The sequence below is a fragment of the Psychromonas sp. psych-6C06 genome, assembly GCF_002835465.1.
Taxonomy (GTDB): Bacteria; Pseudomonadota; Gammaproteobacteria; order Enterobacterales; family Psychromonadaceae; genus Psychromonas.
The window spans coordinates 69995-82403 of sequence record NZ_PIZM01000002.1; the positions used below are offsets into that span (position 1 = coordinate 69995).

Genomic DNA, 12409 nt, shown 5'->3' on the forward strand with positions numbered 1-12409 from the left:
TTCAAAATTTTAATTTAATTTCGAAGTAAATTTACAGCAATAATAAATGATTGGAGTCAGGTGAGGATTTAAACTTACAGGCTCCTTGTATTAGGCTGTTTATTTTCAAGCTTTCACCGCCCAAAATTAACAGCCCATAGCAATCAAATAATAAACTTATTCACCTCTGTATTAATACGCTCTCCGATACTAGAAAGCTCTTGAGTCGTATTAACCACTTCATTGGCGCCCTCGTAGGTTCGCTCTGTCGCATCTGAAATATTGGTGATATTACGTGCAATCTCTTCAGTCACATTCGTTTGCTCTTCAGAGGCTGTCGCAATCTGTAGGTTCATCTCAGACATACGTGATATCGATTGAGATATTCTTGCTAGTGATGCACTTGCCTCACCCGCTTTTTCAACACTTACATCACTGGTTTCACGGCTTTTCTTCATCGACTCAACAGCGCGCAATGCACCATTCTGTAAACTCTCGATTTTGGCATTGATCTCTTTCGTACTTTCTTGGGTTTTACCCGCTAAACTTCTCACTTCATCTGCAACTACGGCAAAACCTCGTCCTTGCTCGCCGGCCCTAGCCGCTTCAATAGCCGCATTTAAAGCCAATAGGTTTGTTTGGTCAGCAATTCCTCTGATAACATCTAACACACTACTAATGCTTGCGACTTCATCCTCAAGCAACGCAATATCTTTTTCTGCTGAGCCTAAGCTTTCTGCTAAGCCAGTAATTGACGACATCGCATCTTCAACCACTTGATTGGCAACATTTCCCTCTTCATCCGCTTCATTTGACGCTTCAGCAGCTCCCTGTGCATTGCTAGCAATTTCAGAAGCAGCAGCAGACATTTCAGCAACGGCAGTGGCAACTTGCTCAGTTTCTTGTCGCTGTTGCCCCATCTCTAGCTTACTTTGGTCTGAAATTGTATTCATTTTTTGCGCAATGCTATTCATATCATCGGATTGGACTTTAAAATCCTGCATCATAATATGAATGTTTTCGACAAAACGGTTGAAGTATTTCGCTAGCTCCCCTAATTCATCTTTACTATCGACAGCTAAACGCTGTGTTAAATCTGCGTCACCTTCAGCGATATCTTTCATCGCCACTTTTAATTCACGTAAAGGTTTTGTTAAACGGTTTAATAACAGCGTCAATAACACCACTGCAATAATCACCGCAATAGGGGTAAATAATAAAGCGCTATTACGAATGCTCCCCATTGATGCAAAAGCTTTTTGCTTATCCACCTCAACGGCTAAATACCAATCAACAGAAGAGACACCTTTAATTGGGTAATAACCCACTAGGTAAGTTTTATCTGACCGTTGTTGCTCAACAAAATCAGATTGCAATGAGCCGTTTTGTCCTGAATAAATTTGTTGCACATTTTTGCCATTCATAGTGCTGTCGTTGTGTACCAGAATATCGCCTTTTTTAGACACTAAATAAACTTGCCCTTTACCTGAAAAATTAACCATTCCTAACACTTCACCAATATAATTTAAGGTCAAGTCAGACGCCGCAACACCAATAATAGTATTGTTATTTTTGATCGGAGTGGCGGACGAGATAAGAAGCTCGCCAGATGTTGCATCGCGGTAAGGTTCTGTAAAGGATGCATGGCCTAACTGTTTAGCTTGAGTATACCAAGGGCGACTTCGTGGATCATAGCCCGCAGGCAGTGTGTCCTGCGTTGCCTGATCATGCATCACCATTGCGCCCTGTTCACTAGCAACATAAGTACCAAGAAAGTTATTTGCATTATTAATAAGCAACATATGCGAGCGTTCCATATCAGTTGAAATCGCTGTCGTAGTATCAGCCAAAGACTGAATAGCTAATAACTTACTATTAAGCCAATTTGCAATATTAGTGGAGGCACCAAGCGAGGTTTCTTGTAAGTTTTCTTGTAAATTTTTCTGCAAATTTGTTTTTGCCACGCCATAACTGACCACTGATAAAGCCACTAAGCCGAGCATAATGATGGCCGCTGAGGCGACTGTTATTTTTTGAGAAAAGCTTAAGTTCGTCATAATATTCCTTGAGTACACATTTACATGTTGTTGATTGATATCAAAGGAAACTATAGAAGAGATTAAGTATTTCACCGTTATTTAGCCTTGTTTTATGCGCAATAAGGGTTATTGATCTCAATAATTAGTAATATTTAGTGAATTATTATTCAATCTTAGTTTGCATCGGAAAATAAGTACCCAAATACTAGGATCTGTTGATCTTTCGAGTTTATTTTTGCAACAATTTGTTGGCTATTGCTGTAATGACTTCGTCTAACGCAATACAAAACGAAAAGACGTTTTGCTATACGTTAGACGAAACTCGCTTAGAGTGCCTAAACTACGTTCCATTTGCCTTTTCCAAAATGCGTTGTGTTGAACAAAATTAAACGGTAAAGATCAACATCCTCTCGGCATGAAATAATTGAGATCAAAGTGAAAGGAGAGTGAATTAAGCAAGCTAGCCTGTATCACTAAGTAACGCGATACAGGTTGTTTTTAACTCTAGCTATAATGCACTTAAGTATGACTTTAGCGCTTTTAGGCGCACTGTAGCACCACCGATAATATCCATAAAGCCTAAAACTGGCATTGGTTTTTCAGCAGAGATCCATGCAGATCCTGTTGCGCCAATTGGTATGTTGTACCCTTGTGGCTCAATAAATTCGATAATCACTGTACGTCCATGAGATCCAGCATTGTTACCAACATGTTGCCTTACTTGTTGCTCTGATGCGCGGTTATTCAACATTGCCTCACCGGTTCCGGCAGTTAAACTGTGTACACGACCACGAAATATTTCTCCCGGAAAAGCATCAACATAAAACTCAGCAAACTGCCCGACTTTGATATAGCGGTATGCCTGATCCGGAATACGCATCTCTAGGAACTTTTTACTCGTATCATAAATATGTAGATTACCTAATCGAGTACCATCAGCTAAGGTCGTTACAGACATCTGTCCATCAAAGGGAGCACGAACGACTTTACGATCGTTACTCCATTTGGCTGCATTAATGTCAGCGTTTAATTTATTAATATCTGCTTCACCAACAATTAAATTAGCTTCCGCTGTTTCAATTTTAGCCAGTAAATCATCTCGACTTGACTCACTTGCAAAATCATTGAGTCGAGTTAATCGGCTAAGGTTTTTATAATCATTTTTAATGGTCACTTTTAACGATTCGATAGATGCTTTCTTAGCATTGACCTGTGCAACGAGGGCTTCAATCTTTTCATCGCCATCTGTAGAAACCAATTTATAAATTACATCACCTTTTTTAACTACTTGATTATGGACAACATGAACTGAATCTACTTCCTCACCAAATAAAGGACTTAATACCGCATGAGGCGCCTTGATAGTCGAACTATCAGTAAGGTCGGCAGGAGACCAAAATCGATGAGCAGTAAATAGCATCAGCGATAAAAACAGGCCTATTCCAACATAGATCACCGCATTACGAAGTGTCCACTGGATAACCCCCGTTTTAACTAATACCCAAATAATAAAGATATAAGGTAACATTATCTCCTTCATTTTTTCTCTCCTGTACGGCCATTAGCAATGATTTCCGAAATTTTATGTGCCAGTAAATCCCAACGTGTAAATGCGATAATGACCGCTAATACCCACCACGCTTTATGGATAAACAAACCACACAAAGACAGTGCAAATACGAGTTGTATTTGCTGACTAGCCATCGCTTGCGCTTTATGAACCGCCACCTCATGTAATCCCCACAGTAACCAAATAACATAAACTACAATGGTCAGAGTGATAACAAAAATAATGCCCATAAATAGCTCAGAATCAAGTAACCCCAATATGCTCGGATAGCCGTTGATAAAGTACTCTGCTGGGATCTGTTTACCATGAATGGTCGCAAGCTTTGAAATAATCACTGATATGCCAATAAAGACAGCAAAATATGTGATAGCCTTAATCGTTTTTAGCAATCCGCTCGCAACTTTCTGTCCGAATGATTTTTGTGGCGCGATAACTGCAACCGCTTCATTCATAGTATCTTTCATAATTCCCCCTTTAAATTAGAAGCTTAGCGATGCGGTAATAAAGTGGATACGATTGTTACTGTATTCCCCATTTAATGGGCCTGAGCCTGATATTTGCGCATCGCCTAATGATTGGTACTGATATGCTAGCCCCAATACCATGTTGTTTTTTAGCTTTTTCTCAGCACCAAGGCCGAATCGCCATTGCGTATCTAGCGGCAATGCATGACCACGATTATCTGCAGCTAGCGGACTACTGTCTGCACTTATCCCCGAGTGCAGTCTCCAGCTATCTAGTTGATAACTCATGGCAACACCACCACCATATGTATCATCGTAACCGTTATTGAACTGGCTCCATTGTTGCCAATTCACACTGGCCATCATGCTTAGTTGTGCAGTAAGTTGGTGTTGTAAGCCGAATTCAACACTTTGTGGCCAGTTAAACGACTGCTCAACAGATCCTTCTAATATTGAAAAGGCCAAATCATGCTTTGCCCCCGCGTTGTAATTCACGCCAACATGTGTGCTGTCATTGATTTGATACAGTGCAGATAATGCAAAGGAAGGAGTCCAATCATCGGCCTCAATTTCAGTATTCTTTGTAGCTGCGGAAAGCGTGCTATTAACGGCTGCATACTGGGCAATGATAGAGCCACCTAAGGATAAATTAGCGTTCACTTGGTAAGAAGCAGAAGCCGTTAAATTTATCGTCGTAATACTGCTTGTATCAACCAGACCTAAACCAGTAAGACCATTATCATAATCAAGCCCTAAACCACCTGGAGCATGAAGTGCAACACCGGTCACCCACTGCTCATTGAGTCGCTTCGCGTAGGAAATATGCGGTATTATTGCACCATCACTGCCGTTACTAGTGAGTTCATTTTCGCTTGCTTGGAAGTCATTATTTACATCTAAATATTGCACGCCAAACATAAAGCTTGAATCGTCAATACCAGACAAAGCAGCCGCATTGCTGACCGTAGCAGAGGCATCTTGGTTGTTAGTAACATTACTCACGCCAGCTGTTGCAGTGCTTTGAGTCGTGCCAATTTGCGACAAACTCAACCCACCAGCATGACTCAAAGAACTGAGGGACAATAGTGCAATTGAAAAGGGATAGTTAATTTTTATCATAAGAGACCTGTATAAATTGGTAACCGGAGCTTATTTTAGGCCTCATTCCCTTGCTTTATAGCGCGTTACCAAGAATGTTTATGCCGTTAACGAGATTGAATAAAGTATTTTAAAAGGTGTTAAACAAAATAAGCACGCTAACCAGCGCTTTAACTGATTAGCATGCGCAACCTAAGCGTTGTTAAACAACAGCTTTAGAAGGTTATTTCATTACTTTTTGACGAACTTGCTCAAGTTGTTGCAATTTACCCTGCAGCATATAAGTGTTCTGATTAAAGTTACCCGGATTTAAAACTTGGCTTTCTTGACGTGGGTAATCTGGTAATGTACCGATAAACTCTTGGACCTGATTACCAACGGGGACAAATAACCACATATTGTCAGCCATCCAACGCAAGTACATACCAGATTCATGTGGTGCTTTTTCAAATGGGTCGGCGCGTAAATGTACTACTTGTGGCCAGTTTGATTGGAAACGAACGGCATCTGTAATGTTACCTTCCATCGTTGCAAAAGAAACTTTAAAGTCACCTGTACGCACTGCGTTTAGTTCAGCATTGGCCGAGAAATATAACATCCCGTCACGTGGCCCTTCTGCCTCTTTACCTTCAAAGTATGGCAAGAAGTTATAGCCATCCATGTGGACACGCCAGTTCGTGCCGTTATAGTTCGCACCTTTATCAGATTTTAATTTCTCAACGACTTTGTCATCTCCTGCGGCAGCCATTAGCGTTGGCAACCAATCTTTATGAGACATAATATCGTTAATCTTAGTCCCCGGCTTAATCACCCCCGGCCAACGCACTAACTGAGGAACACGCATACCACCTTCAAATGTCGTTCCTTTTTCACCATGGAAGAACGTTGCACCTCCATCAGGCCATGACACCGTTTCAGCACCATTATCGGTAGAATAGATAACGATAGTATTGTCGGTAATACCTAACTCATCGATTTTATCTAATAAAATACCAACATGGTCATCGTGCTCTATCATTCCATCAGCATAAATAGAGATACCTGAGATACCTTGATATTTCTCCTGTAAACGTGTCCAAACGTGCATACGTGTGGTGTTATGCCAAATAAAGAATGGCTTCTTTGCTTTCACCGCTTTTTCCATAAAGGCAAGCGATTCTTCTAAAAACTCTTCATCAGCGTTTTCCATGCGCTTACGCGTCATTGGGCCGGTATCTTCAATCTTGCCATCAGCTGTCGACTTAATAACGCCACGAGGGCCATATTTCTTAACGAATTCAGCATCTTTAGGGTAATAGTAAGTTTCAGGCTCCTCTTCTGCATTGAGGTGATAGAGGTTACCAAAGAACTCATCAAAACCATGTGCAGTAGGAAGGTGCTTATCTTGGTCACCCATATGGTTTTTACCAAATTGCGCAGTCATATACCCCTGCTCTTTTAGAAGGTCAGCAATAGTGGGTGTCCAATCGGGAATACCCGCTTGCGATCCCGGCATACCAATAGTCAATAAACCGGTACGAAATGGTTCTTGGCCTGTTAAAAATGCAGCACGACCAGCGGTACATGATTGCTGACCATAGTGGTCAGTAAACAGTGCACCTTCGTTAGCGATACGGTCGATGTTTGGCGTTTGGTATCCCATCATGCCATTGTTGTAAGCACTGATATTAAAGATACCAATATCGTCGCCCCAAATAGCAAGGATATTAGGTTTATCAGCGGCATTTGCAACCGTGGTTGCGGCTAACAAGCTAGTGCATAAGGCGGTTTTATTAAAGCGATATGATTGTGCCATAGATACTCCGGTAAAGTGTTTAGTGACTGATTTAAGAATATATAGAATCTATTTCTTAGACGATTGGATTATATGAAGTTGGGAACTTTAGTCACTGAATAGACGGTATAACCTTTGGTTATACCTAAGCAGGGTAGGAATAGTTTAAGATGAGCATTACAAATAAATTAACTGATTTGGGAGAGATATCGTGGACACACCCTTAGCAAAAATTAACGCTGTTATCGCGCAAGTTCAACAGTCTGTGATTGGCCAGCCTCAGGTTATTAACGCCCTCGTCATTGGATTGCTAACCAAGGGGCATGTTTTGCTAGAAGGCCTGCCAGGTACCGCCAAAACACGCTCTATAAAATCATTAGCAACCTCTATCAATGCTTCGTTTGGCCGTGTGCAATTTACGCCCGATTTATTACCCTCCGATATTACAGGGACCATTCAATATCAAGATAATAACGGCAAGCCACTCTTAACTTTTCAACAAGGGCCTTTATTTAATAACCTCGTGTTAGCCGACGAAATAAACCGCGCGCCCGCTAAGGTACAGGCAGCATTATTAGAAGCAATGGCTGAAAATACCGTAACCGTTGGCGATAGTAGCCATAAACTCGGTGAAATGTTTATGGTATTAGCAACACAAAATCCCGTTGAGCAAGAGGGGACTTATCCGTTGCCTGAAGCGCAAATGGATCGCTTTATGATGAAAGTGACTGTCGACTATCCCAATGATGATGTCGAGCTCGATATTATCCGCTTAATGCGACTTGAAGAAAATTCACAGCAAAATACACAGCCCCCTATAAAGCAACAAGTAGATCATAAAATAGATCCACAACTATTTTTTACTGCACGCCAACAAGTAAGTGAGGTTCGTGTATCTGACATCATCGAGCGATATATGGTTGCACTAGTAATGGCAACACGTGATCCACAACGTTACCCAAATACATCATTAGCCAACTGGATAAAAACAGGCTCTAGCCCACGCGCAACGATTGCACTAGATAAATGCGCGCGCGCCCATGCTTGGTTAGCCGGACGTGATCATGTACTACCAGATGATGTCCGTAGCATTGCACATGCAGTCTTATCTCACCGTATTACCTTAAGTTATGATGCTTTAGCAGAAGATATCTCTAGCCAACGCGTGGTGGATACCCTATTAGATAACGTACTCATTGGGTAAAGGCCATGACTAGATTTATGCGTGACAATGCGAACACAGAAGCAAAAGATCAACGTATCTACACTGATTATCGGCGTTTACTTGCACTTCAGCCGTTAAGTCACTCCTTTCGTTTACTGCCAAAATGGCAAGCGAAAAGCTTAATGACTGGTCGCCATCAGTCACAGTTTCGTGGTCGAGGCTTAAACTTTGAAGAACTGAAACATTATCAAGTAGGCGATGATATTCGTAATTTGGATTGGAAAGTTACCCTTAGAACCGGTCAACCTCACGTGCGTTTATACAGCGAAGAAAAAGATCGTAATGTGGTGGTATTGGTTGACCAAGGCGCAAACATGTTTTTTGCTTCAACTCATACTCTTAAATCCGTGGTCGCGGCAGAGGTTGCTTCATTAGTTGCATGGCGTGTCTTGCGTGAAGGAGATCGTATCGGCTTTTTAATCAAAGAAAGCGATAATCACCAATGGTTTGCACCAATGCGTGGCCAGCAACACCTTTTGCACCTGCTAAAAAAACTAAGTGAAAGTAATCAAAGGTTGAATGCTCAATCCGACACTAAAATATCTTTTTCCGAGACTTTAATACAATTATCGAAGCGCGATTTACGCCAAGCAACGGTGATTTTACTGAGCGATTTTTTAACTCTCAACGAAACAGATATGCGCACTTTAAAAAGTATTCAACGCAGTAATGATCTATTAACCATTCGAATATCCGACCCAATGGAGCACAGTATTCCTGAGCAGCTACAGTGGGTCATGGGAGATGGGCAATCTCAGTTTAACCTTGAGCAGCAACAAATAACCAAGGTTAACCAACATTTTTCCCGCACCACCAGCGAACAAGCTAAAAAGCTAAACCAGTTAATGGCGCGCCATAATTTACCATTACTTGAGCTAAGTACTGACGGTAACCATTTAAACCAACTAAAACGTTTAATTGGAGGTTAGTATGCAACACACACCACCCTCAACTTATATTTTACGAGATCTTATCGATGTGCAAGCGGCCCCCTCAGTATCGTGGTGGCCGGGTTTTGAACAATTACCCATTGGTTGGTGGTTTTTAATTGCGCTTGCATCTCTTTTGATATTCGCTCTTTCTGCAATGGCATTGAGGCATATTTATAAAAATCGATATCGTCGTGAAGCCTTAAATGCAGTACGTGACATTATGCTTAACGCGCAATATAACAACGCAGGTAAACATCCACAAAATCAAAATCAACAGATTTCTGAGCAACTTTTTTATACCTTAAAACAGGTGCTATTTTATCTTGATCCGCAAACCGCAAAGCTGAACGATAATGCGTTTTTTAACAAACTCGATGCATGCTGTCATCAAGGTGAGCAAGGGATCTGGCAAACAACCTTAACAGAACGTTGGATGAATAGTTTGTATCATCCCAATAGCGATTTAAACGATGCCGATATCAGCTGTTTAGTAAAAAAAAGCAAACAATGGATAAAAAATCACCGTAATCATTTCCCATTACGAAGCAACTTTTTATCAGTTCTTTTTAGGGAGCAATAAGATGTTTTCAATCACGCTTGCATATCCATGGATGCTACTATTACTCCCACTTCCAGTGTTGGTAATGCAATTTACGCGCGCCTACAAAAGCAAACAAACAGCAATCAAAGTGCCCTTTTTTAATGCACTTATCAACAGCCTTGGCGAGCAACCAAGCGAAGGAGCGAGTTTACTTAAAGCGCGTCTTTGGCAGCGTATTGTTTTAGTACTGAGTTGGAGCTGTTTAATTGTTGCAATAGCAAAACCGGTGCAATTAAGTGAACCACAATTACGTGAACAATTAGGCCGAGATGTAATGATTGCTTTAGATTTATCTGGGTCAATGAATGAACAAGACTTTATTAACGACAACGATAAAGCCGATAAAAACGCAACAAAAAAAATGAGTCGTATTGATGTTGCGAAACAAGTACTGGAAGATTTTTCAAACACACGTCAAGGAGATAGATTAGGCCTTATTCTTTTTGCCGATGCTGCTTTTTTACAAACCCCGTTTACTGCAGACATTGATGTTTGGCAAACTCTATTAGCTCAGTCAGATACAGGGATGGCAGGTCAAAGCACGCATTTAGGAGATGCAATCGGCCTTGCAATTAAGGTATTTGAACAGGCGGAGCAAGATAAACAAAGTCAGCCAAACAACAATGAAAAGGTGCTTATTTTATTAACCGATGGTAACGATACAGGCAGCTTTGTCAGCCCAATTGATGCAGCTAAAGTCGCTGCAGTCAAAGGTATTCGCATACATGTGATCGCCATGGGCGACCCACAAACAGTTGGTGAGCAAGCCTTGGATATGCAGACTATTAAACGCATCGCAAAAGAGACCGGCGGTCAAACTTTTGAGGCACTGGATAAACAACAACTCACACAGGCCTATGAAACAATCTCAGCGTTAGAGCCACAACTCTTTAACAGTACCAGTTATCAAATAACGCAGACACTACACCACTACCTTGTGCTTTTTATTCTCGCGCTTTATTTAATCGCCTTTAGTGTCAGCTTAGTGTTTTCTAGGCAGAGAGATAACGCTAAGACACTTGTAGCACAATCAGTAAAACAGGGAGAATAGAATGTTTGATAACACTTTTATCAACCTATTATGGACCAATTTTCATTTTATTCGCCCACAAGTTTTACTGCTATTGTTGCCATTTTCAGCCATTATTTATTTACGTTGGCAACGTGTTCAAGCGGCCACATCACAACAACATTTACCACCTCATTTACAAAAGGTGTTGACGGTTGGAGAACAAGGTTGGCGAAAAATGCTGCCACTTAAAATACTCAGTTTGTTGTTGTTATTAACCATAATCAGTAGTGCAGGCCCAACATGGACGCGTGCAGAATCGCCCTTCAATGAAGATAAAGGCGCCTTAGTGGTGATCGTGGATCTAAGCGAATCGATGCTCGAAAACGATATAGCGCCTAACCGATTAATACGTGCTCAACATAAAATAATCGACCTGATAGAACAACGTGATGGTGGCAAAACTGCGCTTATCGCCTATGCGGGATCAGCACATGTTGTGATGCCATTAACTTCAGATAAACAAGTATTTATGCCCTTTGTGAGCGCCCTTTCTCCAGAAATAATGCCTCGCGAGGGAAAACAAGCAGAACAGGCATTACCTTTAGTTGATCGCTTGTTAAGCGACGAAAAGAGCGCCAGTATTCTATTAATAAGCGATGGCATGCCACCAGAAACAATTTCCGCATACGAGCAATACTTTGATCAGTCAGATCACCAATTATTACTGCTCGGCGTCGGCGATAATAAGCGTGAAGCGACCATTCCATTCGATTTACGTTCATTGCAAAATTTAGCGGATAAAACCAACGCTAGTTTGCATTTACTAAGCATCGATAACCAAGATATAAAGTGGTTACTCAGACAGATACAACGCCATATACAAATTAGTAGCGATAGCATCATGCCTTGGCAAGATATGGGATATTACCTATTGTTTCCCATCGCTCTCTTATTGCTACTTTGGTTCAGAAAAGGCTGGCTTGTTCAGTGGTCGCTATTACTGATTATTTCCGCTAATGCAGTGATGCTACCTAGCACTAGTTATGCTTCACAAGTGCAACAAAGTGCACAACTTGAGCAAAGCTTATGGTCTGAAGGTAAACAGTTTTGGTCTAATCTTTGGTTGACCCCAGACCAACAAGGAGAGCGCGCGTTTCAAAATAAAGACTACTTAAGCGCTGCGCAGCATTACCAAGATCCTCTGCGTAAAGGTATTGCATATTATTATGCAGCTCAATTTAAAGCGGCTCATATCAGCTTTATGCAACAACCAACCGATCTCAGTCTTTTTTATGCGAGCAATGCACTCGCAAGGCAAAGGGAATATATTGCGGCCAGAAACTTACTCGTCGACCTTGACAAGAAAATGGAGCAAGAGCACCTCACTTCTCAATTGGCGTTACATACAAAAGTTAGGAATAACTTACAAGCAATTCAAGCGATTATTGATGATATAAACCGTTATAGCGAAAGCCAAAAAGGCACCACAGATGGCCTTGAAGAATCCTTTGAGGTAGGTAAGGACGATCCTATTACCTCCGATGGATATGACGAAATTTCACCCGAAGAAGTTTTAAATAAAGAAACATTAAATGCACGTGAAATCTTGGGCAGTGAAGCATTGGCTGACAAATGGTTAAAACGTGTACAAGCGGATCCGAAACGGTTTTTACAAGCTAAGTTTTACCTGCAACATCAAGCACAGGAGCAATAAC

General features: G+C 41.2%; 10 protein-coding genes. 5 read left to right on the plus strand and 5 right to left on the minus strand.

Translation table 11 applies throughout. The features are described 5' to 3' along the window. Positions 1-143: 143 nt before the first annotated feature. From CW745_RS03445 to CW745_RS03465, 5 genes are all read right to left on the minus strand, one after another. A complete protein-coding gene (locus CW745_RS03445) occupies positions 144-2036 on the minus strand; it encodes a methyl-accepting chemotaxis protein (protein WP_101107138.1) in 1893 nt (630 codons plus the stop codon). A gap of 490 nt (positions 2037-2526) precedes the next feature. After that, complete coding sequence (locus CW745_RS03450; RefSeq protein ID WP_101107139.1) at positions 2527-3558, minus strand: efflux RND transporter periplasmic adaptor subunit; 1032 nt, start codon at positions 3556-3558, stop codon at positions 2527-2529. After that, positions 3555-4052 carry a magnesium transporter gene (locus CW745_RS03455; protein WP_202973148.1) on the minus strand — a complete coding sequence of 166 codons (498 nt, stop codon included), beginning with the start codon at positions 4050-4052 and terminating at the stop codon, positions 3555-3557. The genes CW745_RS03450 and CW745_RS03455 overlap by 4 nt, the downstream gene beginning before the upstream one ends. 15 nt (positions 4053-4067) lie before the next feature. Continuing rightward, on the minus strand, positions 4068-5171 hold the full coding sequence (locus CW745_RS03460) for an outer membrane protein transport protein (protein ID WP_101107140.1): 1104 nt from the start codon (positions 5169-5171) through the stop codon (positions 4068-4070). 202 nt (positions 5172-5373) lie between these two features. Beyond that, complete coding sequence (locus tag CW745_RS03465) at positions 5374-6945, minus strand: arylsulfatase (RefSeq protein ID WP_101107141.1); 1572 nt, start codon at positions 6943-6945, stop codon at positions 5374-5376. Between the two features lie 187 nt (positions 6946-7132). Between CW745_RS03465 and CW745_RS03470 the strand changes: the two genes are divergently transcribed. From CW745_RS03470 to CW745_RS03490, 5 genes are read left to right on the plus strand one after another with little or no spacing between them, the layout of a single operon-like run. Continuing rightward, positions 7133-8128: a MoxR family ATPase gene (locus tag CW745_RS03470; protein ID WP_202973164.1), complete on the plus strand. Its 996-nt coding sequence runs from the start codon at positions 7133-7135 to the stop codon at positions 8126-8128. A gap of 5 nt (positions 8129-8133) precedes the next feature. Beyond that, positions 8134-9078 (plus strand): DUF58 domain-containing protein, encoded by a 945-nt coding sequence (locus CW745_RS03475; RefSeq protein ID WP_202973149.1) that lies wholly within the window; start codon positions 8134-8136, stop codon positions 9076-9078. 1 nt (position 9079) lies between these two features. After that, positions 9080-9661 (plus strand): DUF4381 domain-containing protein, encoded by a 582-nt coding sequence (locus CW745_RS03480; RefSeq protein ID WP_101107144.1) that lies wholly within the window; start codon positions 9080-9082, stop codon positions 9659-9661. Position 9662: 1 nt separating this feature from the next. Continuing rightward, positions 9663-10733 carry a VWA domain-containing protein gene (locus CW745_RS03485; protein WP_101107145.1) on the plus strand — a complete coding sequence of 357 codons (1071 nt, stop codon included), beginning with the start codon at positions 9663-9665 and terminating at the stop codon, positions 10731-10733. Between the two features lies 1 nt (position 10734). After that, positions 10735-12408 carry a VWA domain-containing protein gene (locus CW745_RS03490; RefSeq protein ID WP_101107146.1) on the plus strand — a complete coding sequence of 558 codons (1674 nt, stop codon included), beginning with the start codon at positions 10735-10737 and terminating at the stop codon, positions 12406-12408. Position 12409 lies beyond the last annotated feature (1 nt).

Bases quoted from the DNA above. Each gene is read 5' to 3' on its own strand.
- CW745_RS03455 (WP_202973148.1), bottom strand. From the start codon at position 4,052: ATGAAAGATACTATGAATGAAGCGGTTGCAGTTATCGCGCCACAAAAA.
- CW745_RS03460 (WP_101107140.1), bottom strand. From the start codon at position 5,171: ATGATAAAAATTAACTATCCCTTTTCAATTGCACTATTGTCCCTCAGT.
- CW745_RS03485 (WP_101107145.1), top strand. From the start codon at position 9,663: ATGTTTTCAATCACGCTTGCATATCCATGGATGCTACTATTACTCCCA.
- CW745_RS03450 (WP_101107139.1), bottom strand. From the start codon at position 3,558: ATGAAGGAGATAATGTTACCTTATATCTTTATTATTTGGGTATTAGTT.
- CW745_RS03445 (WP_101107138.1), bottom strand. From the start codon at position 2,036: ATGACGAACTTAAGCTTTTCTCAAAAAATAACAGTCGCCTCAGCGGCC.
- CW745_RS03490 (WP_101107146.1), top strand. From the start codon at position 10,735: ATGTTTGATAACACTTTTATCAACCTATTATGGACCAATTTTCATTTT.
- CW745_RS03475 (WP_202973149.1), top strand. From the start codon at position 8,134: ATGACTAGATTTATGCGTGACAATGCGAACACAGAAGCAAAAGATCAA.
- CW745_RS03465 (WP_101107141.1), bottom strand. From the start codon at position 6,945: ATGGCACAATCATATCGCTTTAATAAAACCGCCTTATGCACTAGCTTG.
- CW745_RS03480 (WP_101107144.1), top strand. From the start codon at position 9,080: ATGCAACACACACCACCCTCAACTTATATTTTACGAGATCTTATCGAT.